The organism is Streptomyces canarius (genome assembly GCF_014650735.1).
Lineage (GTDB): Bacteria > Actinomycetota > Actinomycetes > Streptomycetales > Streptomycetaceae > Streptomyces > Streptomyces olivaceoviridis.
In genome coordinates, this window is sequence record NZ_BMVN01000002.1 from 326,144 (window position 1) to 352,061 (window position 25,918).

A 25,918-nucleotide genomic window follows, 5' to 3' on the forward strand; every position below is an offset into this window, starting at 1 on the left:
GGCACGTCGGAAGGAGGCACTGGGTGATCGAGCTGGAGGGGGTTCCCGAGCTGATCGACCCAGTCATGGTGGCCGCGTTCGAGGGCTGGAACGATGCCGGCGACGCCGCCTCCACGGCGGTCGCGCATCTGGAACGCGAATGGAAGGGCGAGGTGTTCGCGGCGCTGGACGCCGAGGACTACTACGACTTCCAGGTGAACCGCCCCACGGTGTACATGGACGGCGGTGTGCGCAAGATCACGTGGCCGACCACGAGGTTGTCGGTGGTCCGCGTCGGCGGGGAGAAACCGCGCGACCTGGTGCTGGTCCGGGGCATCGAACCGTCCATGCGCTGGCGTTCGTTCTGCAACGAGCTGCTGGGTTTCGCGCACGAGCTCGGAGTGGAGCTGGTGGTCATCCTGGGTGCCCTGCTCGGGGACACCCCGCACACGCGTCCGGTGCCGGTCAGCGGGGTCACGTCCGACCCCGACCTGGCCCGCCGGATGGACCTGGAGGAGACCAAGTACGAGGGGCCGACGGGCATCGTCGGTGTGCTCCAGGAGGCGTGCACGCACGCGGGCGTCCCGGCGGTCTCGCTGTGGGCGGCCGTACCGCACTACGTCTCCCAGCCGCCCAACCCGAAGGCGACACTGGCGCTGCTGAACCGCCTGGAGGACCTGCTCGACCTGCGCATCCCGCAGGGCGAGCTGCCCGAGGACGCGCGGGCCTGGCAGGTGGGCGTGGACCAGCTCGCCGCCGAGGACAGCGAGGTCGCCGAGTACGTGCAGACGCTGGAGGAGGCCCGGGACACCGCGGAGCTGCCGGAGGCGTCCGGTGAGGCGATCGCCCGGGAGTTCGAGCGGTACCTGCGGCGCCGGGACGTGGGCCCTCCGGGCGGGAAGCCGCGGCCTCCGGCGGCCGGGGGCATGACCAAGGACGAGGACGAGGACAACCCGGAGGACTGAGAGTACGGCGAAGGGGCGGTTCCCTCACGGGAAGCGCCCCTTCTTCGTGGTGCCGACGCCTCAGGTGGTCCCGCTCGGGGGCCGTCGGGCGTCCGGGGGTCCGTTGCGGCTGGTCGCACGGTTCCCCCGCGCCCCCGACGGGAGGCTGCCCGTCGTGGTGCTCAGAGAGCCACTCCCAGCAGCGCGTCCACCGCGCGCGTCACCAGGCCGGGGGCGCCGGTGTCGGTGCCGCCCTCCTGCTCCTGGCGGGCCGCCCAGCGGTCGACGGCGGCGAGTGCGGCGGGAGCGTCCAGGTCGTTCGCCAGGGCCTCGCGGACCTCTTCCACCAGCGCGTCGGCGGAGGGGCCGTCGGGGCGGGAGACGGCCGCGCGCCAGCGGGTGAGACGGGCGACGGCGTCCTGGAGGACCTGGTCGGTCCACTCCCAGTCGGCGCGGTAGTGGTGGGCCAGCAGCGCGAGGCGGATGGCGGCGGGGTCGACGCCGTCACGGCGCAGCGCGGAGACGAAGACCAGGTTGCCCTTGGACTTCGACATCTTCTCGCCGTCCAGGGCGACCATGCCGGCGTGCACGTACGCCTGGGCCATGGGGAACTCGCCGGTGAGCACCTGGGCGTGCGAGGCGCCCATCTCGTGGTGCGGGAAGGCGAGGTCGGAGCCGCCGCCCTGGACGTCGAAGCCCATGCCGAGGTGGTCGAGGGCGATGGCCACGCACTCGATGTGCCAGCCGGGCCGGCCCCGGCCGAGGGAACCGCCGTCCCAGCTGGGCTCGCCGGGCCGGGCCGCCATCCACAGCATCGGGTCGACCGGGTTCTTCTTGCCCGGGCGGTCCGGGTCGCCGCCGCGTTCGGCGGACAGCAGCCGCATGGCGGCGGCGTCCAGGTTCGAGACCTTGCCGAAGTTCGGGTCGGACTCGACGGAGAAGTAGATGTCACCCTCCAGCTCGTAGGCCGCGCCGAGGTCGCGCAGCCGCTCCACGAGCGGGACGATGCCGGGTATCGCCTCGACGGCGCCTATGTAGTGCCGCGGCGGGAGCATCCGCAGGGCGGTCATGTCCTCGCGGAAGAGGGCGGTCTCCTTCTCGGCGAGGGCGACCCAGTCGACGCCGTCCCGGTCCGCCCGCTCCAGCAGCGGATCGTCGACGTCGGTGACGTTCTGGACGTAGTGGACCTGCCGCTTGGTGTCGAGCCACACGCGCTGAACCAGGTCGAACGCGTTGTAGGTCGCCGCATGACCCATGTGGGTCGCGTCGTACGGCGTGATGCCGCAGACGTAGATGCGGGCGACGGGACCGGGGTCGAGGGTGACGAGGCCGCCGGTCGCGGTGTCGTGGATCCTCAGGTCGCGGCCCTGACCAGGCAGGGCGGGGACCTCGGAAGCGGGCCAGGCATGCATGTACATGAGCCTAACCGGCGCCGAGCTGCGTATACGAACGGGATCGGGCTGGATGGCCGGTTCCGCGGTCTTGTACCTCGGCGCCGGATGTGCTCACACGGGCGGCCAGGGGATGGCGGGCCACTCCCCGCTCGGCTCCGGGTGCAGGCCCGAGGTGAGCAGCGCGTCGACACGCGCGCGTGTGGCGTCGATCTCGGCGGCCGTGATCAGTGCGGCCAGCCGGCGGCCCAGTTCGCCCTCCAGGCCGTCCCGCAGCCCCTTCAGGACGTCGACGGCCTCCGCGGTGAGGGGTTCCCCGGCCCAGCCCCACAGCAGGGTGCGCAGCTTGTTCTCGACGTTGAAGGTGACGCCGTGGTCGATGCCGTACAGCCGGCCCTCGGCGGTGGGCAGCAGGTGGCCGCCCTTGCGGTCGGCGTTGTTGATCACCGCGTCCAGGACGGCGAGCCGGCGAAGCCGCTCGTCGTCGGCGTGCACCAGCAGGGCGGTGCGGTCCTCGCCGACCTCGGCGAACCCGATCGCCTTCCAGCCCGGCTCCGGCTCCCCCCCGTCGACCAGGGCGAGCAGCTCCGCCTCGGGGTGGACGTCGATCCACAGCTGGCACATGCCCTCGCCGTACGGCCCGGCGCGCAGCACGGTGGGCGGCACGAGCCCCCAGCCGGTGGCCTCGGAGACCTCGTAGGCGGCCACCTCGCGGCCGGCGAGGGTGCCGTCGGGGAAGTCCCACAGGGGGCGTTCCCCGGCCACCGGCTTGTACACGCAGGAGGCTTCCCGGCCGTCCAGGGCGACCGTGCAGAACAGCGCCGCGTTGGACGCCTCGCGGATCCGGCCGCGCACGGTCAGCTCACCCCGCGCGAGCAGCTCGGCGGGGTTCGGATCGGCCGTCACGCTCCGCGGCGGTATCCGTTCTGGCGCGGACATACATGTCCTTCCGGATCGAGCGGGAGGCTGCACAGCGGGCACGGTGGCCGCCCGGCGTTGACGATGTCCAGGGCGCGCTTGGCGAAGGCCCGGGCCTGCGCGCCGGTCAGCCGGACCCGCAGCATCGGGGGTCCGTTCTCCTCGTCCTGGAGCAACCGCTCCTCGGCCTCGGCCAGGTCCTCCTCGGTGTCGGCCTCCAGCTCCACCAGGGCCTGCGCCTCGACGATCATGCGCTGTTCCTCGCCGTCCCAGGCCAGGGCCATGGTGCCGACGCGGAACTCCTCCTCGATGGGGGTCTCCAGCGGCGCGGTGTCGGCGATCTCGGAGGGGGCCACGGCCGGGACCGCGGCACTGCCGCCACTACGGCGTACGACCTCGTCGAGCAGTTCGTCCATGCGCTCGGCGAGCGCGGCGACCTGGGTCTTCTCCAGGACCACGCTGGTCACCCGGGGGCCTGCGGTGGCCTGGAGGAAGAAGGTACGGCGCCCGGGCAGTCCGACCGTGCCGGCCACGAAGCGGTCCGGCTGGTCGTAGAGGAACACCTGACGGGACACGTCCTGTCTCCATTGATGTCGTGGTTTCGAGCGTTTCAGCGGTGCGGGCCGTGCGGACACGCGTTGGGGTGGGTCGCTTCACCCTACTGCGGCCGACGATCACGGTGCGCCCGCACCACCCCCGACCGGTGCGTCGCCCTCGCCGGGTTCCTCGCGCGGGGCGAGTGAGGCGAAGTCGCCGGTGTCGCCGAGGCGGACCAGGAAGGGCCGCAGGCGGGTGTAGCGGATGGCGGTGACGGAACAGGGCTCCACGGAGATCCGCTGGAAGAGATCGAGGTGAAGACCGAGGGCGTCGGCGACGAGCGCCTTGATGATGTCGCCGTGGGAGCACATCAGGTAGACGGCGTCGGCGCCGTGCTCGCGCTCCACGCGCGCGTTCCACTCGCGTACGGCCTCGGCGGCGCGGGTCTGCATGGCCCGCATGGACTCCCCGCCGGGGAAGGCGGCGGCGGACGGGTGGGCCTGGACGACCTCCATCAGCGGCTCGTCCTTCAGCTCGGCGAGCTTGCGGCCGGACCAGTCGCCGTAGTCGCACTCCCCGATCCGCTCCTCGGTGTGGGCGGACAGGCCGGGACGGGCCTCCAGCAGGGGTTGTACGGTCTCCTGGCAGCGCTGGAGCGGGCTGGTGACGACCTCGGCGAGCGGCAGGCCGGCGAGCCGTGCGGGCAGTGCGGCGGCCTGCGCGGCGCCGCGCTCGTCCAGGGCGACGCCGGGCGTCCGCCCGGCGAGCACACCCGAGGTGTTGGCGGTGGAACGTCCGTGCCTGACGAGGATCAGCGTGGGCATGCGGACCAGGGTAGGCGCACGGAGGCGTGCGCCGGCGGCTGGGCGAAGGGAGAATACGCGGCGTGATCGTGGACTGCGCCATCTATCGGCACGGGCACCGCACCGAGGGGCCGGAGGACCTGTCCGACGCGCTCGCCGAGGCGCGGGCGGCCGGCGGCTTCGTGTGGATCGGGCTGCACGAGCCGTCCGAGCAGGAGTTCGACCTGGTCACCCAGGAGTTCGGACTGCATCCGCTGGCCGTGGAGGACGCCCTCAAGGCACATCAGCGGCCCAAGCTGGAGGTGTACGACGACTCGCTGTTCATGGTGCTGAAACCGGTCGTGTACGAGCCCGAGAGCGACGCGGTCTCCGCCGGCGAGGTGATGGTCTTCATCGGCGACTGTTTCGTGGTGACCGTCCGGCACGGCGAGTGCTCGCCGCTGGCGGCGGTGCGGCACCGGCTGGAGGAGGAGCCGGAGATGCTCGACAAGGGCCCCACCGCCGTGCTGTACGCCATCGCGGACGCCACCGTCGACCACTACCTGGAGGTGGCGACGGAGCTCCAGACCGACCTGGACGAGCTGGAGGCGGAGGTGTTCCAGCCGGAGACCGGCGGTTCCCGCAACACCGCGTCCCGGATCTACACCTTCAAGCGGCAGGTCCTGGAGTTCCGCCGGGCCACCGGGCCGCTGGCGCTACCGCTGGCCCGGCTGGCCGGCAACGGGCCGATGGGCGGCACGGTGCCCTTCGTGCACGACACGTCGCGGCCGTTCTTCCGGGACGTGGGCGACCACCTCACGCGCGTGAACGAGTCCGTGGAGGCCCTGGACCGGCTGGTGTCGGACATCCTCTCCGCCCACCTGGCGCAGATGAGCGTGCGGCAGAACGACGACATGCGGAAGATCTCCGCGTGGGCGGCGATGGCCGCGGTCCCCACGATGATCGCGGGCATCTACGGCATGAACTTCGACCACATGCCCGAGCTGCACTGGCTGTGGTCGTATCCGGCGGTGATCGTGGTGATGGCCGTGCTGGAGGTGCTGCTGTACCGGCAGTTCAAGCGGCGCGGCTGGCTGTGAGCGCGGCTCAGGCGAACTCGGCGGCGGGTGCCGCCGGTCCGCCGAGGGCGTCGCGGCGCTCGGGCATGGCGAGGGTGACCATGCGGTGCCAGCCGGCGAGGCGCTCGTAGGCGTACAGGGCGTGGATGCCGGCCGCGAGCAGCGCGGACCTGGCCTTCGGCCAGCGGAGGATGCGGCCCATGTGGGCCATGACGGCGAGGCTGACGTCCCGGTGGACGCGGATCTCGGTGAGCGCGCACGCGCGCAGGGTGCGCTGGATCAGCCGGCCGTGCCCGGCGGCGGCGAGGCGCAGCAGTTCCTCGTGGGTGTAGGCGAGGTGCCTGTCCTCGTCGTCGGAGATCATGCGGACGGCCTTGCCGATCTCCGGGTGGTCGGCGAAGTGCGTCCGGAGCAGTCCCAGCTGTTCGGCGGCGCGCTGTTCGGTGACCCGGCTGTGCGCGAGGTAGACGATGACGTCCCGCACGGTCAGCGGCTCGTCCCGGCGGAGCTTGTCGTGGGCGAGGCCGATGCCGTGCCGCTCCAGGAGCATCGTGTAGTCGGTCCCGGGCGGGACGGGGACGGGGGTGAGGCCGCGCTTCTTCAGCAGGGCGGTGAAGACGCGCCCGTGCTTGTCCTCGTCGGCGCCGTGCCGGGCGATCTTCGGGGCCAGCGCGCGTTCGCCCTCCGGCACCAGCGCGGCGATCCGCCCGTTCTCCCAGCCGCCCTGGGCCTCCCCGCCGGCGGCGATGGAGCAGAAGAGCCGGAAGGACTCGTCGTTGTCGAGGATCTCCTGGAACAGGCTCCTGGCCGACAGCATGGCAGACCCCTCTCCGCAGCTCCGCCGGACTCCGCGAGAACGGATCCCGCGAAGAACGAGTCAAGTGCGGCGGGGAGGGGGCCGCAACAGGGGTACGGGCGCACTGGCCCGAACGGGGGGCGGTGAGGGCGTGCCGCTGGAGCCGGGACGGGGCGGGTGCCGCTGGAGCCGGGAAAGAAGGGGGCGCGGTCGTAACCGGGCGGTGGCGAGCGCGTTGTTCTCGGTGACGGCCGTGGCGGGGAAGACCCCCGAGCCCCCACCACGGCCGCTGACATCCCTTACGCGAGCCCGGCGCGCTCCAGGGCCTCGCTGCCGGCCCGCAGGGAGGCGATCCGCTCCTCCAGCGTGAAGCCGGCCGGGGCCAGGCTGAGGGTGGTGACCCCGGCGGCGGCGTACGCCTTCATCCGGTCGGCGATGCGGTCCACCGAACCCAGCAGCGTGGTCTTGTCGATGAGGTCGTGCGGGATCGCGGCGGCGGCGCCCTGCTTGTCCCCGGACAGGTACGTCTGCTGGATCTCGGCGGCCTCCTTCTCGTACCCCATGCGCTGCGCGAGCCTGTTGTAGAAGTTCTGCTTGGCGCTGCCCATGCCGCCCACGTAGAGCGCGGTGTACGGCCTGAAGGTGTCCGCGAGCCGGGGCACGTCCTTGTCGTCGCCGACCGCGAGCGGCAGGGTCGGGCACACGTCGAAGCCGTCGAGGGTCAGGCCCGCCTTCTCCCGGCCGGCGCGCAGGTGGGTGATCGTGGTCTCCTCCAGGTGCTCGGCGGAGGGGAAGATCAGCAGCGCGCCGTCGGCGATCTCGCCGGTCTGCTCCAGGTTCTTCGGGCCGATCGCGGCGATGTAAAGCGGGATGTGCTCGCGCTGCGGGTGCACGGTCAGCTTGATCGGCTTGCCCGGGCCGCCCGGCAGCGGCAGCGTCCAGTGCTCGCCCTCGTACGTCAGCCGCTCCCGGCTCATCGCCCTGCGGACGATCTCCACGTACTCGCGGGTGCGGGCGAGCGGCTTGTCGAACTTGACGCCGTACCAGCCCTCGGAGACCTGCGGGCCCGAGACGCCGAGGCCGAGCCGGAACCGGCCGCCGGAGAGCGAGTCGAGCGTGGCCGCGGTCATCGCGGTCATCGCGGGCTGCCGGGCCGGAATCTGGAAGATGGCCGAGCCGACGTCGATGCGCTCGGTCTGCGCGGCGACCCAGCTGAGCACGGTGGCGGCGTCGGAGCCGTAGGCCTCGGCGGCCCAGCACACCGCGTAGCCCAGCCGGTCGGCCTCCTGCGCCACGGCCAGGTTGTCGCCGTCCATTCCGGCACCCCAGTAGCCGAGGTTGATCCCGAGCTGCATGGCCGAATCCCCTTACCCATGAGTAACGTCCCTGTGCGGCAGACCTTAGCGCGGGGGTGGGTGCCGGGGGCAGGGTGCCCGGCTCCGGCGATTCCCCGGCGGTGCGCCGGTGGTTCCCCGGCCACGGGCCGGCGGAGGCCGGTCGCGCAGGTCCCCGGGCCCTCCGGAGCACTCCGAACGGGTTGTCCACAGGCAACCCACCGCACCGGTTCTGGCCAGTAATCTCGCGGTCATGGAGCAGAGGCATCTCGGCCGGACCGGCCTGCGCGTGTCCCGGATCGGACTCGGCACCCTCACCTGGGGCCGGGACACCGACGAGCACGACGCCGCGGACATGCTGAAGGCGTTCTGGGAAGCCGGCGGCACCCTGGTCGACACCGCGGACGTGTACGGCGACGGGGAGGCGGAGTACCTGCTGGGGCAGCTCATGGACGGTCTGGTGCCGCGCCGTGACCTGGTCGTCTCCACCAAGGCGGGCAGCGTGCCCGACCCCGACCGCCGCTTCGACGGCTCGCGCGGCCATCTGCTCGCCGCGCTCGACGCCTCCCTGGCCCGCCTGGGCACCGACTACGTCGACCTGTGGCACATCCACGCCTACGACCCCGACACCCCGCTGGAGGAGACGCTCCACGCCCTCGACCTCGCGGTCGGCAGCGGCCGGGCCCGCTACGGGGGAGTGTCCAATTTCTGCGGCTGGCAGCTGGCCAAGGCGGCCACCTGGCAGCTCGCCGCGCCCGGCGTCCGGACCCGGCTCGCCAGCACGCAGATGGAGTACTCGCTGCTCCAGCGGGGCGTGGAGCGCGAGGTGCTGCCCGCCGCGCTCGACCTCGGGATGGGCCTGCTGCCCTCCTCGCCGCTCGGCCGGGGCGTGCTGACCGGCAAGTACCGGCACACCACTCCCCCGGACTCGCGCGGCGCCTCCGAGCATCTGGCGCCGTTCGTGGAGCCGTATCTGGACGACACGGCGACCCGCATCGTGGACGCGGTGACGACGGCCGCCGACGGGCTCGCGGTCACCCCGCTCCAGGTGGCCCTCGCCTGGGTGCGGGACCGGCCCGGGGTGGCCGCGCCGATCGTCGGCGCGCGCAACGCACAGCAGCTCACGGCGGCGTTGTCAGTGGAGGCCCTTAGTCTTCCTGACGAGATCTGCCGGGCGCTGGACGATGTGTCGGCGCCCGTGCACCGCTATCCCGATCACGACTGGAGCACGCTGTGAGCACGGAGCCGGAGACCACGGAGGAAGCCGGGCCGGGGACGCCGGACACACCGGGGACCACGGAGCACGGCACCGACGGGGCCGTCAGGGCCGAGGGCACGACCGGCGCAGACGACGCGGGTGCCGTCGGCGACGCGGACGGTGCCGAGGCCCCGGGCGGCTCGGACGGCGTGGATGCCATTGGCGGCTCCAGCGGTGCCGAGGCCACCGGCGACACGGACGCGGAGGACACCGGCGGGGACTCGGCCAGGGCGGACGCCGGCGGGGACTCGGACGCGGAGGACGCCGACCGCGACTCGGCCGCGGCGGAAGCCGACGGCGACACGGACGCCGAGGACGTCGGCGGGGACTCGACCGGGGCGGAAGCCGTCGGCGGCTCCGGTGATGCCGGGGGCGGCTCCGCCGCTGGCGAGTTGTCCGAGTCCGAGGCCGAGTTGGCCGCGCAGCGGGTCGAGCGGGAGCGGATCGAGCGGCGCAAGGCCGAGAAGAGGGCCCCGATCGACAGCGGCGCCAAGCTCAGCGGCAAGGCGGCCGACCTGCTCGCGGCGGTCCGGGCCGTGGAGAGCGGCGAGAAGCCGGTGGCCACGGTGTTCGCGGAGCCCGCACCGGCCCCGCGCCGCCCCGCCCCCGAACCGGTGCGCAGGCCCCAGCCGGCCCCCGCCCCGGTCGCGCCGAGCGGCCCCGCGCCGGAGACCGTCGACGCCGTGCGCCGCGTACTGACCGAGGGCGGCGCGCCCGACTCGCTGGCCCCCCAGGTCGCCGCGGCCCTCGGCGAGGGCGCCGACAGCGCGCTCCGGGAGGACCCCTGGCAGTTGCTCCGGGTCGGCGGCGTACGGCCGGACCAGGCCGACGGCTTCGCCCGCGCGCTGCTCGGCGCGGCCTGCGGCCCGGACGACGAGCGGCGGGGCCGGGCGCTGACCGTCTGGCTGCTGGAGCAGGCGGCCGTGGCCGGGCACACCGCCCTGGAGCTGCCCACGCTCACCGCGGCGCTCGGCAAGCAGGGCGTGCCGGACCCGGACGCGGCGGTGCAGGGCGCGCTCGCCGAGGGCGAGGCACTGGTGTTCCAGGACGCCCTGGAGGAGCCCGGCGCCGCCGCGCCCCCGGCAGGCGACGAGGACACCGACGAGGAGCGGGAGCGTCCGGTCCGGGTCCTCGTCGGCCTGGAGCGGTACGCGCTGGCCGAGGAGAGCCTCGCGGACGGCCTGGCCCGGCTGGTCAACTCCCTGGCCAAGGAGGCCGGGCAGGCCTGGGAGGTTACGGCGGCGGGCTTGTCCAGCGGTGCGGCCGAGCTCGCCCGCGCGGTCGCCGGGCACGGCCTGGTGCTGCACACCGGCGGGGAGGCGGCCCGCGCCGAGCCGGCCGCGCTGCTCGGTGCCGCCCGTGCGGCGGGCCTGCGGGCCTTCGCCGCCTGCCACACCCCGGACGGGCGCCGGCGTCTGGCCGAGCGGCCGGGCGGGGAGCCGGCGGAGCACGGCGTGGGCACGGTCGCGGGGCTGCTGTCCGGTGCCGAGGGCCCGGGCCGCGACGCGGACGGCGCCCTGGAGCTCGACCTGCTGATCGTGCCGGACGCGCCCCAGCTCGACGTGGAGAGCGCCGCGATGCTGGTGGAGTCGCTGCCCGACGGGGCCCGGCTGCTGCTCAGCGGCGACCCCGGGGTGCTGTGGTCGGCCGGTCCGGGCCGGGTCTTCGCCGACCTGCTCGCGGCCCGTGCCTGCCCGCAGATCGCCTCCCGCGTGCCCGACCCCGGTCCGCTCGGCGAGCTGGTCTCCGGCATCGGCGTCGGTGAGCTGAACCAGGTCGCCGCGCCGGGCAAGGAGATCGTCATCGTGCCGGTGCGGGACGCGGGCGAGGCCGTGCACCGGACGGTGCAGCTGGTCGCGGACTCGGTGCCGCGGGCGATCGGCGTCCCGGCCGACCAGACCGTGGTGATCACCCCGGGCCACGGCGGCGCCGCGGGCACGCGCGCCCTCAACTCCGCCCTGAAGGAGCGCCTCAACCCCGGCCCCGGCCGGTTCGGCGGCTTCGACCCCGGCGACCGGATCGCCTACTCCCCCGCCCCGGGGCGCACGGTGCCGGGTGTGGTGGTGAAGGCCGACGCCGGCGGGCTGCACCTGTCGTGCGCCGGCGTCCCCGTCGTCGTACCGCGCGAGCGGGTGGAGGGCAGTGTCCGGCACGGCTGGGCGCTGACCGCGCACCAAGCGGTGGCCACCCGCTGGCCGGCGGCGGTCGTCGTGCTGCCCGGCGATGCCGCGCAGGCCCTGAGCCGCCCCTGGGTGTACACGGCGTTCGGCCGGGCGGAACGGCACCTGTCCGTCGTGCACGGCGTGGAACAGGCCCTGCCGAAGGCGGTGGCGGAGGTACCGGCCAAGCCGCGCACGACCCGCCTTCAGACGCTGCTGCGCACGCAGGTCCCGGCGACCTGAGTCGTCGTCCGTGCGACTTCCCCGGCAGGACTCCTCCGCACGTCCTCCTCCGTCGCGACCGGCGATCAGTCACGGCGGCGGAGTCCGGCGGTGCCGTACCGGCCCCAGGCCCACGGCACCGCCGCCCCCGTCACGTCCGCCCCGTCACTTCTCGGCGTTGACCGGCTCCAGCTCCCCGTCCTCGTCCTCGTCTTCGTCTTCGTCTTCGTCGACGAAGTCGATGTCGTCCTCGCCGTCGGAGACCTCGTCGTCGAACACCGCGCTCACATCGAACCGGCACACCACCTGCTGCGGATCGATGTGTTCGAAGGGCGCCTCCAGCCACTCCCCGGCCTCGGTCGGCTCCTCGGCCGCGGTGACCCAGAGCGTGGAGTCGCCCTCCTCCAGGCCGAACTCCTTGTGCCGGGAGGCGATCTCGTCCGGTTCGAACTCGCCGAAGAGGATGCCCAGCGCCCCCGGGACCGTCCCGGCGGCATCGTCTTCGTCCACGACGTCGTCGTACTCCGCCGCCTCGACCCGCTGGGCCTGCGCCAGCAGCCGCTGGGGTTCCGCCACGGTGTAGTCGCGGCGGATCAGCACACTGATCGCGTTCGGCTCCTCCGGGCCCGCGTACGGTGGCAGCGCTTCCTCCGCGCTGGGGATCTCGAAGGGCGTGACCTCGTCGTAGCGGTCGTAGAGCAGTTCGTCGTACGCCTCGGCGGCAGCGGCCAGCTGGTTGAACGCCTCGGACACGGCCGGGTCGTCCTCCCCCGACCTGCGTTCGACCGCGGCGAGATGACGGTCGAGCGCGGTCTTGACGGCCTCGGCGGCGGCGCGTACCTCGGCAGCGGTGGGCTGCGCAGCATCAGACATAGTGCAGACGCTATCCGTACCGGGCACCAGCCCGCACAATAGATGCGATGCCGGAATACGAATTTGTCGACGTGTACGTACCTCGCGGGGTGTCCCGCAAGGACGCCACACGTCTGCTGACGGACCATGCCGAGTACGGACACTGGGAGTTGGACCGACTGAGCCTGTTGCGCGACGGCAGTCGCAGGGTGCGGTTGCGCCGACGGATCATCCGCCAGGTGCGCGCGACATGGTGAGCGTGATCACAGGATGAATATGCACAGATGAACGGAGCGGGCCCCGCCGGCTCGGCAGGGCCCGCTCCGTCTCGCCTCACGCCCCGGCGCGCGCCTTGCGGTAGAGCACCGCGCCCGCCAGCAGTGCGCCCGCGCCGGCCGGCAAGGCGATGCCGAGCGGCACCTCACTGCCCGTGTGGGCGAGCTGGGCGGTGCCCAGGGGCTGGCCGGAGCGGCCCACCTGGGCCTTGACCTGGGACGTACCGTGCGTCCCGGAGCCGCCCCCGCCGGTCGGGGAGCCGGTGCCGGGGTGGCCCGGATTGCCAGGCGTACCGGGCTCACCGGGCTTCCCCGGATGCCCAGGCTCTCCCGGCTTCACCGGCTTCCCCGGCTGACCGGGGTGGCCCGGGTGCCCCGGGTGACCGGGGTGCCCCGGCTTCCCGGGCGGATTGCCGTATCCACCATCGTCGGCGCAGTCGTTCCCCACCGCGGCGTTGCCCACCCCGATGACGTCGACGCTGTTGCCGCACACGTTCACCGGGACGTCGATCGGCACCTGCACGGTGTTGCCGGAGCCGACGCCCGGCGACCCGCCGGTGTGGCCGCCCGCGTGCGAGCCGCCGGAGCCGCTGTGGTGACCCCCCGGGGCGCCGCCGTGGTGGGCGCACTTGTTGCCCACCGACGGGTTCAGGAGCCCGACGACGTTCACGGTGTTGCCGCAGATGTTCACCGGCGCGTGCACGGGCGCCTGCACCGTGTTGCCGGACAGTACGCCGGGCGAGCCCCCGGCGGAGCCCGCCGCGCCCGAGTCGGCGTGCGCGTAGCCGCCCGCGGCGGCGATGACACCGGTCGCGGCGGCCATGGTCATCAGGCCCTTGCGCGTGCCCTGTCGCATGCTGATTCCCCCCTGCCTTCCATGTCTTCGATCCTCAAAGACCGGTCGGCCTCGGAGCGCATGGCGCGCGCTCCGAGGCCGACGGCCCGTAAAAGACGCCCCTCAGGGAGCCGGTGTCACTTGTTGACGCAGGCGTTGCCGAAGGCGGGGTTCAGGAGCCCGATCACGTTGATCGTGTTGCCGCACACGTTCACCGGGACGTGCACGGGCACCTGGATGACGTTGCCGGAGACGACGCCCGGGGAGTGCACGGCGGCACCCTGGGCACCGGAGTCGGCGACGGCCAGGCCCGCGCCCGCGAGAACCAGCCCACCGGTGGCAGCCGCAGCAGCGACGACCTTCTTGATCATTCTTCCTCCTAGTTGGCAATGCGACCCCAAGGCGCGGGGTCACATCAGAGGCAACGAGGAGGGGCTGATGAAGCTACGAGCCTATCGTCGCATTCACCCTTCTCAGTCGATCTCGTACGGCTGCCCGATTACCGCGGTGCGGGCCCCGGGCGGGGGCCCGGACTCACGACGCGTCGATGAACCGGTCGAGTACGCGGACGCCGAACTGGAGGCCGTCCACCGGCACCCGCTCGTCCACGCCGTGGAACATGCCGGCGAAGTCCAGCTCCGGCGGCAGCTTCAGCGGCGCGAAGCCGAAGCCGCGGATGCCGAGGTCGTCGAAGGACTTGGCGTCGGTGCCGCCGGAGAGCATGTACGGGATCGCCTTGGCCGTCGGGTCCTCGGCGAGCAGCGCGGCCTGCATGGCCTCGACCAGGGCGCCGTCGAAGGTGGTCTCGACGGCCTTGTCCGCGTGCACGTCCTCGCGGCGGACCCGCGGGCCGAGCAGCCGGTCGAGGTCGGCGAGGAACTCCTCCTCGTGGCCGGGCAGGAACCGTCCGTCGATGTGCGCGGTGGCCTCGCCCGGGATGACGTTGACCTTGTAGCCGGCGGTCAGCTGGGTGGGGTTGGCGGTGTTGCTCAGGGTCGCGCCGATGAGCTTGGCGATGCCGCCGAGCTTGGCGAGGGTGGATTCCATGTCCTCCGGGTCCAGCTCGGTGCCGAGCGCGTCGCCCAGTTCGTCGAGGAAGGCCCGGGTGGTCTTGGTGACTCGGACCGGGAACGTGTGCCGGCCGACCCGGGCGACGGCCTCGGACAGCTCGGTGATGGCGTTGTCGCGGTGGATCATCGAGCCGTGCCCGGCGGTCCCGGCCACGGTCAGCTTCATCCAGTGCATGCCCTTCTCGGCCGTCTGGATCAGGTAGAGCCGCCGCTGTTCGTCCACGGTGAAGGAGAAGCCGCCGACCTCGCTGATCGCCTCGGTCACGCCCTCGAACAGCTCGGGGTGGTGGTCGACCAGGTACCGGGCGCCGTACGTGCCGCCGGCCTCCTCGTCGGCGAGGAAGGCGACGACGATGTCGCGCGGCGGCCGGCGCCCGCTGCGCAGCCGGTCGCGCACGACCGCCAGCGTCATGGCGTCCATGTCCTTCATGTCGACGGCCCCGCGTCCCCACACGCAGCCGTCGGCGATCTCGCCGGAGAACGGGTGGTGGGTCCAGTCGACCGCGTTGGCCGGTACGACGTCCAGGTGGCCGTGGATGAGCAACGCGGGCCGGGACGGGTCCTCGCCCTCGATACGGGCCACCGTGGAGGCGCGGCCGGGGTGCGACTCGTAGATCTTCGGCTCCAGCCCGACCTCGGCGAGCTTCTCGGCGACCCACTCGGCGGCCTTGCGCTCGCCGGGTCCGGAGTGGTCGCCGTAGTTGCTGGTGTCGAACCGGATCAGCTCGCGGCAGAGGTCCACGACCTCGTCCTCGCCGGTGACGCTCCTGGCCGTGTCCGTCTCGCTCACGCTGCTTCCTCCCACTGTCACTGCTGGTGGTCCCTGCCATCCTCTCTCCGGCGCCGCCCCGGGCCCAAGACCGGACCCGGCCCGTCACACGCCGTTCACGCGCGACCGGCCCCGGAACCGGGGGGTGATCAGCCACCCTCGAAAGCCTGGTAATGTTTCCTTCGTCGCCGCGAGGGAAACCCCGCCGGGGAAACCTCGCACGACAGACACCTTGTCCGGGTGGCGGAATGGCAGACGCGCTAGCTTGAGGTGCTAGTGCCCTTTATCGGGCGTGGGGGTTCAAGTCCCCCCTCGGACACCACAATGAAGCTCCCAGGTGACTGGGGGCTTCACTTGTAGATGCTTGCCGCATCCTCCTCTTCGCCTTCTTCCTCGATCCGGCCACGCGCAGAGGGTACGTCCCCGATACTGCTGCAATGAGCGCACAGCGTGCCGTTCTCCTGGTCACCAGCTCCTTGGTATGCGCCCTCGCGACCGGGTTCGCCCTCGTCGGCCCGCGGCAGGCTGACCACATCGCCACGCTCGTCTCGGCCCTCGTCGCGGTGGCAGGTCTGGGCATCGCCGTCTGGGCGGTCGTGTCGACAGTCCCCGGCCGTCGGAGCGTCCAGGTGTCGGACACGGGCGGCGCGAGAGCACGGGGTGCCGGGTCGGCGGTATCCGGGGCGGTCATTTCGATCAGGAACAGCGCCGAAACGATCGAGGTCAGGAACTCGGGCGCAGTCGATGCTGCCGATGACGGCGAAGCCACCAGCGGCGTTCGCCAGTTCTGACACCATCGCTTCATCCAGACGACACCGGGCGGCGCGGCCTGTGGCCGGGACCCGCCAACCGAAGACGAGGACGGGTGCTGTTGGCCGGCAAGGGAGCCGCTTGGGGGCGGCGTACGGATGTGGGCGCGACCAGCACAGGGCAGGCTCAGGCCGTCGGCGGGGTGGCGGTCACCGGCGCGCTGATCGTGGAGGGTGGCGTGCGCGTCACCGCGCCGAGCACCGCGGCCCGAACCGGCTACCGCGAGCAGGTACGACGCATCTCGCCCCAGCACCTGCACGGACGTGCCGAGGAACTGGCCGCCCTGGCCGCCTTCTGCACGGAGCCGGGTGAGCACTCGTATCGCTGGCTGCGGGGGCCGGCGTGGGCCGGCAAGTCGGCGCTGCTCTCGTGGTTCGTCCTGCACCCGCCGGAGGGCGTGCACGTCGTGCCCTTCTTCATCACCGGCCGGTTCTCGGGCCAGAACGATCGCACCGGGTTCTGCGACGTGGTGATGGAGCAGTTGGCGGCCTTCCTCGGCCAGCCCCTGCCCGCCCCGGTGACCGATGCCACGCGCGAAGGCCATGTACTGAGTCTGATCAGGGAGGCCGCCCACGTGTGCCAGGAGAAGGGCACACGTCTCGTCCTGGTCGTGGATGGGCTGGACGAGGACCACGGTGTGACCGCCCGGCCGGAGTCCTACAGCATCGCGGCCCTGCTGCCCTCTCGGCCGGAAGCGGGTCTCCGCGTCATCGTGGCCGGCCGGTCCCATCCTCCCCTCCCCGCCGACGTGCCGGACGACCACCCGCTGCGCGATCCGGGCGTCGTCAGGGACCTGTCCGTGTCGCCCCATGCCGAGGCCGTCAGGGTCGACGCGGAAAGGGAACTCCAGCGGCTGGCGGAGGCGCCGGGGCTGGAACGGGAGATCCTCGGTCTGCTCACCGCCGCCGACGGCGGCCTGACCGAGCGAGACCTGGCCGAACTCACCGGGGCGTCCGCCTACACGGTCGGGCGCCACATCCGTACGGTGTCAGGCCGGACTTTCACGTCCCTGCTGAGCACATGGACCAAGGAAGAGGTGTACGTCCTCGGTCATGACGAACTGCGCAGCACGGCGCTGCGGATGCTGGGCAGCGTGAGCGTGGCCCGTGATCGTGAACGGATCCACCGGTGGGCGGACGGCTACAGGGCGGACGGCTGGCCGGCCCGTACGCCGGAGTACCTGCTGCACGGCTACTTCCGAACCCTGCGGGATGCCGGCGACCTGCCCCGCGTTGCCGCACATGCCACGGACGCCGCGCGCCACAATCGGATGCTCCATGTGACCGGCGGTGACGCCGCCGCCTTTGCCGAGATCAAGGTCGCGCAGGAGCTGATCCTCGGCGAAGGGGACCCGGACCTGCTCGCCATGGCGCGCCTGGCCGTGCACCACGACGCGCTGAAGGCGAGGAACGACGACATACCGGTGACCCTGCCGGCGCTGTGGGCGGCCTTGGGCGCACCGGAACGGGCCGAAGCACTGCTGAACGGCATCGTCGTCGCGGAGCGGCACAGCCGGGCTCTGCTGTCATTGCTGGAGACGTACCTCACCGCCGGCGATCTGGTCCGGGCCCGCGCCCTGGCCGAGACGGCCACCCGGGCCGGCGTCCGGGCGCGGGCTCTGGCAGACGTGGCCAAAGCCCTGTGCTCGGCCGGTGACCTGGCCGCGGCGGAGGATGTCGCCATGCTGGTGGAGGACCCACGGCAACAGGTCAGCACGCTGTCCGACGTGGTTCGGACAGCAGTGCGCACAGGCGATTCGGTCCGTGCCCGCCGGCTCGTCGAACGGGCAGAACGGGGAGCGCTCAATGTCATCACGGCCAAGCACAGGGCAGCCGCGATCCGCAGCGTGGCCGAATCCCTCGCCTGTCTGGGCGAGCACGCCCGCGCCCTGAGCCTGGTGCGAACGATCCCCAGCCCGTTCCATCGGGGACGGGCACTGGGCAACCTGGCCCTTACGGTCACGCTCGCAGGAGACCTCGCACGATGGGAGGCCCTCTCCGCCGAAGCCGAGGCCATCGCGCATGCTCTGCCCCAGCCGAGCGCTGCCAGGCTGTTGTCGTCTCTGGCCCGTACGGCAGTGCGGGCCGGGCAGCCCGAACGGGCCAAGGACTTGGCTCAGGAAGCCACACGACTGGCCCAAGGGCTGGAGAATCCCGCCGAGCGAGCCACGGTTCTCGTCCCCGTCGTCATGGCGGTGTCGGCGGCAGGGGACCCCGGACTCGCCCGCCTGCTCACACAGAGCATCTCCGTCCCGGACAGACGCGTCTGGGCGCTGGTACAGCTCGTCAAAGGTGGGGCCCTCAGCTTGCCGGAGTGCGTCGTGGAACTGCGCAGAGCGGGCTCTGCCTCGGTCTCGCAAGGGGAACTCGTCGCCGTGGCGCGCGTCGCGGCAGTGGACATGGAGGAGCCCGCTCTGGCAGAGGCCATCGCGAGGGAGGTCCGCTCGCCCGCCAGGCGGCTCCACCTCCTGCTCGAACTGGCCCGGAAGTACGCGATCGATGGTGCGCTCGACCGGGCCCACACGCTCAGAGCACAGGCCGAGGTGATCAGCCGGTCACTCCTCGACCCGCAGGAACAGATCGAAGCCATCGTGGGCACAGCGCATCTTGACGCTCTCCTGGGACAAGGCGACCGCGCCCGTCAGCTCGCCGAGACGGCGGAGGCGCGCCTGCGTGACGGCACCAGCGATGCCGGCCGCCAGAGCCGTGCTCTGCTCGGCCTCGCCCGCACCCTGTTGGCGATGGGAGACGTCGAGCGGACCAGGGCGCTCGGTCGCCAGGCCATGGCGCTCGCGGACGGCATCGGTCAGCCCGGCCAACGGGAACAGGTCCACTCCGAGTTGATCAGCCTTGCCCTCACCCTCGGCGACCTCGACTGGGCGGGCCTGATCGCGCAGGGGCACCGTCACCCGTACCAGCGGGCGAAGGACCTCGTCCGAATCGCCCGTGCCTTGGCCGAGGCCGGCGCCCAGGATCGCTGTCTCCGCGTGGCGGCAGACATCGGGTCGCTGGCCGACACCTTGCCGCTCCACGGGGAGCGATCCGCCGTCCTGACCGAGTTGACGAAGATTCTCACGCTGCTCGGACACCATGAACGCGCCGAGGAGGCAGCCCACAAGATCCCCGATCTCCAGCAGCGGGCGCGCGTCTTCGTGGAGTTGGCGAAGCACACGGAGGAGCGGCACACCAAGCGTCTGCTGGCGAGGGTTCTCGCCATGACAGGCTGGGCCGAGCCTTTGGCCGATGTGGCACTCATGGCACCGTCGGTCGTGCAGGCCGTTGCCGACGAGCAGCTGACCACGTCGTCCGACCGTCCCCGGGGCCGGGAGCCGGCGGACCAGCATGCCGGTGGCAGCGTCCCCCACCGGCATGTTTCCGAACCTTCTGCGTACCCCGGTGCCGCTTCCTAGACTTGAGGGGTGGCCCGTCGCAATGACGAGGTCGAGGCACTCCTCCAGGAGTACGCCGATCTCATCGCGATCACCGGAGGCGACGCGTTCAAGGCGCGTGCCTACGAGAAGGCGGCGCGGGCGATCGGCGGGTATCCGGTGGACGTCTCGGCGCTGGACGCCGACGGGCTGCGGGAGATCCCGAACGTGGGCCGGTCGATCGCCGAGAAGGTGGCCGAGTACCTGCGCACGGGCACGATGGCCGTGGTGGAGGAGCGCCGGGCGAAGATCCCGGCGGGGGTGCGGGAGCTGATCACGATCCCGACCCTGGGGCCGAAGAAGGCGCTGCGGCTCTACGAGGACCTGCACATCTCCTCGGTGAGCGAGCTGGCCGCGGCCATCGAGGCGGACGCGCTGGCCGATCTGAAGGGCTTCGGCGAGAAGACGCAGGAGAACATCCGGCACGGGATCGAGCTGCTCCGGCGGGCGGGCGCGCGGGTGCCGCTGGCGCCGGCGCTGGACACCGCCGAGGAGATCACCGCCGAGCTGTCCGCCGTGACGGGCTGCGAGCGCTGCGCGTACGCCGGTTCGCTGCGCCGGATGCGGGAGACCGTCGGCGACCTGGACGTGCTGGTCTCGGCGCGGCGGTCGGCGCCGTTCATGGACGCGCTGTGCGAGCTGCCGGTCACCGCCGAGGTGATCGCGCGGGGCGCGAAGAAGACGTCGGTGCGCACCGGCAAGGGGCTCCAGCTGGATCTGCGGGTGGTGCCGCCGGAGTCGTGGGGCGCCGCGTTGCAGTACTTCACCGGGTCCAAGGCGCACAACATCCGCACCCGGACCATCGCCGTGCACCTGGGGCTGAAGCTCTCCGAGTACGGCGTGTTCGACACCGGGAGCGGGGAGTCGCTGGCGTCCCGCACCGAGGAGGAGGTGTACGCGCGGCTCGGCCTGCCGTGGATCCCGCCGACGCTGCGCGAGGACCGCGGGGAGATCGAGGCGGCGCTGGGTGACGGTCTGCCCGAGGTGGTGACCGAGCGGGACATCCGCGGCGACCTGCACACGCACACCGATCTCACGGACGGCCTGGCGTCGCTGGAGGCGATGGTGGAGGCCGCCGCCGAGCGGGGTCACGCGTACTACGCGGTCACCGACCACGCGCCCAACCTGTACATGCAGCGCATGACGGACGAGAAGATCCTCGCCCAGCGGGAGCGGTTGCGGGAGCTGGACGGCACCCGGCGCCGGATGCGGCTGCTGCACGGCACCGAGCTGAACATCGGTCCGGACGGGGAGGTGGACTGGCCGGCTCAGTTCCTGGCCGGCTTCGATCTGTGCGTGGCCTCGCTGCACTCCCATTTCGACCTGGGCCGGGCGGCGATGACGCGGCGACTGGTTCGGGCCTGTGAGCATCCGTACGTCAACATCATCGGGCACCCCACGACCCGGCTGATCGGCAAGCGGCCGGGGGTCGACGCCGACTGGGACGAGGTGTTCGCGGCCTGCGCGCGCACCGGCACCGCGCTGGAGGTCAACGCCCAGCCGGACCGGCTGGACCTGCGGGACGAGGACATCCTGCGGGCCAGGGAGCACGGGGTGAAGTTCGCCGTGAACACCGACGCGCACTCCGTCCCGCACCTCGCGCAGTTGCGCTACGGCGTGGCCACCGCGCAGCGCGGCTGGCTCACCGGGGAGGACGTGATCAACACCTGGACGCTGACCCGGCTGCGGAGGTTCCTGCGCAAGGGCGGGCGCGCCTGAGCGTCCGGGGTCAGCGCAGCGCCCGTACCGTGAGCGTGCCGCCGTCGCCGTGCTCGACGCGGGTGCCGAGGGCGCGGGCGTAGCCGTCGAGGACCGTGCGCAGCCAGGCGGTGTCCTGGGCGGAGGCGTGCTCCAGGCGCAGCCGGCGCGCCTGGAGGGGCACCATCCGCAGACCGGTCAGCCGGCCGGTGCCGGGCTCGACCGAGACCAGGTGCAGCAGGCGCAGGTCGTCGCGGTAGCGCTCGTAGCCGCCGATGCCCTCGTAGTCGTCGACGAGGTCGCCGCAGCCGTACAGGACGAGCCGGTCGCGGTAGACCTCCGGTGGGCGCGGATGGTGGGAGGAGTGCCCGTGGACGACGTCGACGCCCGCATCGATCAGCGCGCGGGCGAAGCGGACCTCGTCGCGGGAGGCCGGGTAGCCCCAGTTGGGGCCCCAGTGGACGGACGCGACGACGAGGTCGCCGGGCCGCCGCCCGGTGTGTCGCAGGCGGTCGGCGAAGTCCTTCACGGCGGCGGTGGTCGGTGCGGTGACGAGGGCCACGCCGGGGCGTTCGGCGGTGGCGGCCCAGCTGTGCGGGATGCCGCTGGACGGCATGCCGAAGGCGAAGACCAGGACGCGTCCGCCCGGCCGCAGCGGGACGGTCGCCGGGCGCCAGGCGGCGTCCGCGTCCGGGCCCGCCCCGGCGGTGCGCAGTCCCGCGGCGGCGAGGGAGTCGAGGGTCTCCGCGAGGCCGGACGGGCCGAAGTCGAGCACGTGGTTGTTGGCGAGGACGCAGACGTCGGGGCGGACGGCGGCGAGGCAGGGCAGGTTGGCCGGGTGCATGCGGTAGTGGACGGCCTTGCCGGGTGCGAAGTCGCCGTCCCGGGTGACGGCGGTCTCCAGGTTGACCACCCGTACGTCCGGGGCGGCGCGCTCCAGGACGGGCAGGGCCTCGCCCCAGGGCCAGGCGGGGTCCACGGGCCGGGGTACCGGTCCGCTCACGGTCTCCGCCAGGGCGACGTAGTCGCGGGCGTCGCGGACGTGGTCCTCGCGCAGGGCCGGGTCGCCGGGGTGCGGGAGGATCTGGTCGACGCCCCGGCCGAGCATGACGTCACCGGCGAGGAACAGGGTGACGGCCTTCTCGCCCATGGCGGCGGCCTCCTCGCCCATGGCCGCGGGACTACACGTGCGCGGGTGCCATGTGGTCCGTGAACCAGTCACGTGCCAGCTCGGTCACCCGTTCCAGCGTGCCGGGCTCCTCGAAGAGGTGGGTGGCGCCGGGGACCACCTCCAGCCGGTTCTCGCACCGGAGTCGGGCCTGTGCGTCCCGGTTGAGGGCGAGGACCTGCGGGTCGGCGCCGCCGACGACGAGCAGGGTGGGTGCGGTCACCGCGGCCAGCCGGGGTCCGGCGAGGTCGGGCCGGCCGCCGCGGGAGACGACGGCGGCGGGGTGCGCGTCGGGGTCGGCGGCGGCCCACAGGGCGGCTGCCGCGCCGGTGCTGGCGCCGAAGAAGCCGATGGCGAGCCCTTCGGTGCCGGGTTCCTCGCGCAGCCAGCGGGTGGCGTCCAGCAGCCGTCCGGCCAGCAGGGCGATGTCGAACACGTTGCCCCGGTCGGCCTCCTCCGCGTCGGTGAGCAGGTCGAACAGCAGGGTGCCGAGGCCGGCCCGGTGCAGCCCCTCGGCCACGAACCGGTTGCGCGGGCTGTGCCGGCTGCTGCCGCTGCCGTGCGCGAAGGCCACGACGCCGGTGGCGTCCTCGGGAACGGTGAGCCGTCCGCCCAGCCGGGCGCCGCCGGCGGTCACCGTCACCTCCCGGTCGGTGGAGCCGGCGCCCGCGGTGTGCCGGTGCCGGCTCGCGGCCCGGCGCAGACAGGCGGTGACCTCCTCGTCGCCGACCTGGGCGAAGTCGGCGTAGAACTGGCCGACCGCGGCGAAGTGCCACGGGGTGTCCAGGCAGACCAGTTCGTCGGCGTCCCCGCCAAGGCGCCGGGCGAAGTCCCGCGGGGCCACGGGGACGGCCAGCACGATGCGTGCGGCGTCCCGGGCGCGGGCGATCCGGCAGGCGGCTCGCGCGGTGGAGCCGGTGGCCACACCGTCGTCCACCACGACGGCGGTCCGGCCGGCGACGGAGACGGGGGGTGCGGCGCCCCGGTAGCGCGCGGCCCGTTGCTCCAGCACCCGGCGTTCGCGTTCCTCGACCCGGGCGAGGTCCTCGGTGGAGACCCCGGTGCCGCGCAGCACCTCCTGGTTGATCACGCGGACGCCGTCCTCGCCGATCGCCCCCATGCCCAGCTCGGGCTGGTACGGCACGCCCAGTTTGCGCACCAGGCAGACGTCCAGGGGCGCGTCGAGCGCCTCGGCGACCTCGGCGGCGACCGGCACCCCTCCTCGTGGGAGCCCGAGCACCACGACGTCCTGGCCCCTGAGGTACTCCAGGCGTTCGCCCAGTCTGCGTCCCGCTTCGAGGCGGTTCGTGAAGTGCACGGCGGGCTCCTTCACTCCCGTGGCTGCCAGAGCGGCGCCGGGGCGTCCGTGTCGGCGGCTCCGGTCGCCTTCATGTCGCCGTCGGCGGCGCGCAGCAGCATGCGGCCCATGGCGATGAGCGCGCGTCCGGCGGCGAGTTCGTCGCCGATCTCCGGCATCGCCTGGTCGTAGGGGTTGCGGCGGGCCTCCGCGTGGCTCTCCAGGACGTTGTCGCCGGTGTCGAGGATGATCCGGGCCGTGGTGTCCGGGTCGTGCTCGGACAGGTACAGGTTCAGCCGCCACTCCTTGACGGCGGGACGGCTGTGCAGGGGTCCGGTCATCGTCCGCCACCTCGCTCCGCGGATCGTGCCGCGACGGGCCGCCGGCCGTCCGCCGGTCCATCGTGGCTGGTCGCGCAGTTCCCCGCGCCCCCTGGGGGGCGCTCCAGTCCGGCACTTCCACTGTGCACCCGACCCGCGGCGGACGCCTCTCCTGCTGCGGGGAGAATGTGTGCCATGACCTCGCGCACCTGCCCTTGCGGGCTCCCCCAGTCCTACGAAGCCTGCTGTGGCCGTTTCCACACCGGCGCGGTGGCCGCGCCGACGGCCGAGCTGTTGATGCGCTCGCGGTACAGCGCGTTCGTCAAGAGGGACGCGGGGTATCTGCTGCGCACCTGGCACCCGCGGACCCGGCCCGCGCGGCTGGACCTCGACCCGCGGATGCGGTGGACGGAGCTGGAGATCCTGGACACCGCCGACGGATCCGCCTTCCACAGCACCGGCACGGTGACGTTCCGCGCCTCCTACCGGGGCGGCTCGCTGCACGAGCGGAGCCGGTTCGAGCGGGTGGACGGTGCGTGGGTGTACGTGGACGGGGACTTCCCGGGCGAGTAGCCCCGGCCAGGGCCTGTCCGACCCTAGGGCGCCAGGACGTCCAGTTCCTGGAGGGCGCCCACGGCGATCTGCCGGGTGAGTTCCTCCGCGCGGGGCGCGTCGCCCGCGCGGACCGCCTCGGCCACCCCTACGTGCAGGGTGACGGCCGCCGGGTCGGGGTCCTCGAACATGACCTCGTGATGGGTGCGGCCGGCCAGCACCTCCGCGACGACGTCGCCGAGGCGGGCGAACATCTCGTTGCCCGAGGCGGTGAGCACGACCCGGTGGAAGGCGATGTCGTGGACGAGGTACTTGTCCAGCTTGTGGCCGCGTGAGTTGGCCACCATGCCGAGCGCGCACTCGGTGAGTTCGGCGCACTGCTCGGCCGTGGCGTGCTGCGCGGCGAGGCCGGCCGCGACGGGTTCGATCGCGGAGCGCAGCACGGTGAGGGAGCGCAGTTGGTGCGGGCGGTCGGCGCCCGCCAGGCGCCAGCGGATGACCTGCGGGTCGTAGACGTTCCACTCGGCCTTGGGGCGGACCGTGACGCCCACCCGGCGGCGGGACTCGACCAGGTGCATGGATTCGAGCACGCGGACCGCCTCGCGCATCACGGAGCGCGACACCTCGAAGTGCTGTGCCAGCTCGTCGGTGCGCAGGACGCTGCCCGGCGGGTACTCGCCCGCGGTGATCGCGGGGCCGAGGGTGTCCAGTACATGGCCGTGCAGCCCCCGGCCCGGTGTGGTCATGCACTCAGCGTACGGCGTGGATCACAGCGACAAAAAGTCAGACTTATATGTCACAGACTCTTGAATTCGTCGTACCTAATGGGTTTCAGTGTGGCGACGCCGCAGTGGCGTCGATGTCGAGGAAGACAGCGAGGCAGTGATGCGAACCCCCCAGGTCGTCGTCGTGATGGGCGTCGCGGGGACGGGCAAGACCACGATCGGTCCCTTGCTCGCCGCGCGGCTGGGCGTCCCGTACGCCGAGGGCGACGACTTCCACCCCCAGGCCAACATCGACAAGATGTCGGCCGGGATCCCGCTCGACGACGCCGACCGGTGGCCGTGGCTGGAGGCCATCGGGCACTGGGCGCACGGCCGGGCCGGACTGGGCGGGGTGGTCAGCAGCTCGGCGCTGAAGCGGTCGTACCGCGACCGGCTCCGGGCCGTGGCCCCCGGGGTCGTGTTCCTGCACCTGACGGGCGACCGGCAGCTGATCGAGGAGCGGATGTCGCAGCGCCAGGGGCACTTCATGCCCACCGCGCTGCTGGACTCCCAGTTCGCGACGCTCCAGCCCCTGGAGCCGGACGAGGCGGGAGTCGCCGTGGACGTCAGCGGCAGCCCCCAGGAGATCACCGAGCGCGCCGTACAGGCACTCGACCTGCTTCCCGACACCGCGGGCAGCGCTCAGTAGCGCCCGTCAGAACACCCCGTAACCGCAAGGGAA

At 72.8% G+C, this 25,918-nt stretch carries 24 protein-coding genes and 1 tRNA gene; 11 read left to right on the plus strand and 14 right to left on the minus strand.

Going from position 1 to position 25,918, the window contains the following annotated elements:
* Positions 1–23: 23 nt before the first annotated feature.
* Positions 24–944: a PAC2 family protein gene (locus IE294_RS03970; protein ID WP_189882292.1), complete on the plus strand. Its 921-nt coding sequence runs from the start codon at positions 24–26 to the stop codon at positions 942–944.
* A 161-nt stretch (positions 945–1,105) separates the two neighbouring features.
* On the opposite strand, the gene mshC is transcribed toward IE294_RS03970, so the two are convergent.
* The 4 genes from mshC to IE294_RS03990 all read right to left on the minus strand — a co-directional run bounded on the left by mshC (position 1,106) and on the right by IE294_RS03990 (position 4,593).
* On the minus strand, positions 1,106–2,335 hold the full coding sequence (mshC, locus tag IE294_RS03975; RefSeq protein WP_189882294.1) for a cysteine--1-D-myo-inosityl 2-amino-2-deoxy-alpha-D-glucopyranoside ligase: 1,230 nt from the start codon (positions 2,333–2,335) through the stop codon (positions 1,106–1,108).
* Positions 2,336–2,428: 93 nt separating this feature from the next.
* Positions 2,429–3,253, minus strand: coding sequence for an SCO1664 family protein (locus tag IE294_RS03980; RefSeq protein WP_189882296.1), 825 nt, complete (start codon positions 3,251–3,253; stop codon positions 2,429–2,431).
* On the minus strand, positions 3,217–3,807 hold the full coding sequence (locus tag IE294_RS03985; protein ID WP_103812375.1) for a DUF3090 domain-containing protein: 591 nt from the start codon (positions 3,805–3,807) through the stop codon (positions 3,217–3,219). Before IE294_RS03985 ends, IE294_RS03980 begins: the two co-directional genes overlap by 37 nt.
* 99 nt (positions 3,808–3,906) lie before the next feature.
* Complete coding sequence (locus tag IE294_RS03990; RefSeq protein ID WP_014671714.1) at positions 3,907–4,593, minus strand: histidine phosphatase family protein; 687 nt, start codon at positions 4,591–4,593, stop codon at positions 3,907–3,909.
* Positions 4,594–4,655: 62 nt separating this feature from the next.
* Here IE294_RS03990 and corA point away from each other — a divergent pair, with 62 nt between their 5' ends.
* On the plus strand, positions 4,656–5,651 hold the full coding sequence (gene corA / locus IE294_RS03995) for a magnesium/cobalt transporter CorA (RefSeq protein ID WP_189882298.1): 996 nt from the start codon (positions 4,656–4,658) through the stop codon (positions 5,649–5,651).
* A 7-nt stretch (positions 5,652–5,658) separates the two neighbouring features.
* Here the strand turns inward: corA and IE294_RS04000 are convergent, their stop codons facing one another.
* Positions 5,659–6,447 carry a ferritin-like domain-containing protein gene (locus IE294_RS04000; RefSeq protein ID WP_189882300.1) on the minus strand — a complete coding sequence of 263 codons (789 nt, stop codon included), beginning with the start codon at positions 6,445–6,447 and terminating at the stop codon, positions 5,659–5,661.
* 278 nt (positions 6,448–6,725) lie between these two features.
* The gene (locus tag IE294_RS04005) at positions 6,726–7,781 is read right to left on the minus strand and encodes an LLM class F420-dependent oxidoreductase (RefSeq protein WP_189882302.1); all 1,056 of its coding nucleotides are present in this window, start codon (positions 7,779–7,781) and stop codon (positions 6,726–6,728) included.
* 232 nt (positions 7,782–8,013) lie between these two features.
* On the opposite strand from IE294_RS04005, the gene IE294_RS04010 reads away from it, so the two are divergent.
* Positions 8,014–8,997: an aldo/keto reductase gene (locus tag IE294_RS04010; RefSeq protein WP_189882304.1), complete on the plus strand. Its 984-nt coding sequence runs from the start codon at positions 8,014–8,016 to the stop codon at positions 8,995–8,997.
* Complete coding sequence (locus IE294_RS04015) at positions 8,994–11,420, plus strand: helix-hairpin-helix domain-containing protein (protein ID WP_189882306.1); 2,427 nt, start codon at positions 8,994–8,996, stop codon at positions 11,418–11,420. The genes IE294_RS04010 and IE294_RS04015 overlap by 4 nt, the downstream gene beginning before the upstream one ends.
* 144 nt (positions 11,421–11,564) lie before the next feature.
* On the opposite strand, the gene IE294_RS04020 is transcribed toward IE294_RS04015, so the two are convergent.
* A complete protein-coding gene (locus tag IE294_RS04020; RefSeq protein ID WP_189882308.1) occupies positions 11,565–12,272 on the minus strand; it encodes a hypothetical protein in 708 nt (235 codons plus the stop codon).
* Between the two features lie 47 nt (positions 12,273–12,319).
* Here IE294_RS04020 and IE294_RS04025 point away from each other — a divergent pair, with 47 nt between their 5' ends.
* Complete coding sequence (locus IE294_RS04025) at positions 12,320–12,508, plus strand: DUF5703 family protein (protein WP_005485166.1); 189 nt, start codon at positions 12,320–12,322, stop codon at positions 12,506–12,508.
* A gap of 76 nt (positions 12,509–12,584) precedes the next feature.
* On the opposite strand, the gene IE294_RS49295 is transcribed toward IE294_RS04025, so the two are convergent.
* The 3 genes from IE294_RS49295 to IE294_RS04040 form a co-directional block, all read right to left on the minus strand.
* Positions 12,585–13,382 carry a chaplin gene (locus tag IE294_RS49295; RefSeq protein ID WP_229917012.1) on the minus strand — a complete coding sequence of 266 codons (798 nt, stop codon included), beginning with the start codon at positions 13,380–13,382 and terminating at the stop codon, positions 12,585–12,587.
* Between the two features lie 116 nt (positions 13,383–13,498).
* Complete coding sequence (chpH, locus tag IE294_RS04035) at positions 13,499–13,732, minus strand: chaplin ChpH (protein ID WP_014671723.1); 234 nt, start codon at positions 13,730–13,732, stop codon at positions 13,499–13,501.
* A 163-nt stretch (positions 13,733–13,895) separates the two neighbouring features.
* Positions 13,896–15,221, minus strand: a complete 1,326-nt coding sequence (locus IE294_RS04040) for a M20/M25/M40 family metallo-hydrolase (protein WP_189882310.1) — start codon at positions 15,219–15,221, stop codon at positions 13,896–13,898.
* A 213-nt stretch (positions 15,222–15,434) separates the two neighbouring features.
* On the opposite strand from IE294_RS04040, the gene IE294_RS04045 reads away from it, so the two are divergent.
* The 4 genes from IE294_RS04045 to polX all read left to right on the plus strand — a co-directional run bounded on the left by IE294_RS04045 (position 15,435) and on the right by polX (position 21,156).
* Positions 15,435–15,522 (plus strand) — tRNA-Leu (locus tag IE294_RS04045).
* Positions 15,523–15,637: 115 nt separating this feature from the next.
* Positions 15,638–15,991, plus strand: a complete 354-nt coding sequence (locus IE294_RS04050; protein WP_189882312.1) for a hypothetical protein — start codon at positions 15,638–15,640, stop codon at positions 15,989–15,991.
* A gap of 119 nt (positions 15,992–16,110) precedes the next feature.
* A complete protein-coding gene (locus IE294_RS04055) occupies positions 16,111–19,419 on the plus strand; it encodes a P-loop NTPase family protein (protein WP_189882314.1) in 3,309 nt (1,102 codons plus the stop codon).
* 9 nt (positions 19,420–19,428) lie between these two features.
* A complete protein-coding gene (polX, locus tag IE294_RS04060; protein ID WP_189882316.1) occupies positions 19,429–21,156 on the plus strand; it encodes a DNA polymerase/3'-5' exonuclease PolX in 1,728 nt (575 codons plus the stop codon).
* A gap of 10 nt (positions 21,157–21,166) precedes the next feature.
* Here polX and IE294_RS04065 read toward each other — a convergent pair whose 3' ends face one another.
* From IE294_RS04065 to IE294_RS04075, 3 genes are read right to left on the minus strand one after another with little or no spacing between them, the layout of a single operon-like run.
* Positions 21,167–22,285: a CapA family protein gene (locus tag IE294_RS04065; protein WP_189882547.1), complete on the minus strand. Its 1,119-nt coding sequence runs from the start codon at positions 22,283–22,285 to the stop codon at positions 21,167–21,169.
* 31 nt (positions 22,286–22,316) lie between these two features.
* Positions 22,317–23,621: a phosphoribosyltransferase family protein gene (locus tag IE294_RS04070; protein WP_189882318.1), complete on the minus strand. Its 1,305-nt coding sequence runs from the start codon at positions 23,619–23,621 to the stop codon at positions 22,317–22,319.
* 11 nt (positions 23,622–23,632) lie between these two features.
* Positions 23,633–23,941 carry a dsRBD fold-containing protein gene (locus tag IE294_RS04075; RefSeq protein ID WP_189814753.1) on the minus strand — a complete coding sequence of 103 codons (309 nt, stop codon included), beginning with the start codon at positions 23,939–23,941 and terminating at the stop codon, positions 23,633–23,635.
* Between the two features lie 174 nt (positions 23,942–24,115).
* Here IE294_RS04075 and IE294_RS04080 point away from each other — a divergent pair, with 174 nt between their 5' ends.
* A complete protein-coding gene (locus IE294_RS04080; RefSeq protein WP_189882320.1) occupies positions 24,116–24,493 on the plus strand; it encodes a YchJ family protein in 378 nt (125 codons plus the stop codon).
* A 23-nt stretch (positions 24,494–24,516) separates the two neighbouring features.
* Here IE294_RS04080 and IE294_RS04085 read toward each other — a convergent pair whose 3' ends face one another.
* On the minus strand, positions 24,517–25,218 hold the full coding sequence (locus tag IE294_RS04085) for a FadR/GntR family transcriptional regulator (protein WP_189882322.1): 702 nt from the start codon (positions 25,216–25,218) through the stop codon (positions 24,517–24,519).
* A 139-nt stretch (positions 25,219–25,357) separates the two neighbouring features.
* Here IE294_RS04085 and IE294_RS04090 point away from each other — a divergent pair, with 139 nt between their 5' ends.
* Positions 25,358–25,885 (plus strand): gluconokinase, encoded by a 528-nt coding sequence (locus IE294_RS04090; RefSeq protein ID WP_041665056.1) that lies wholly within the window; start codon positions 25,358–25,360, stop codon positions 25,883–25,885.
* The last annotated feature ends 33 nt before the right edge of the window (positions 25,886–25,918 follow it).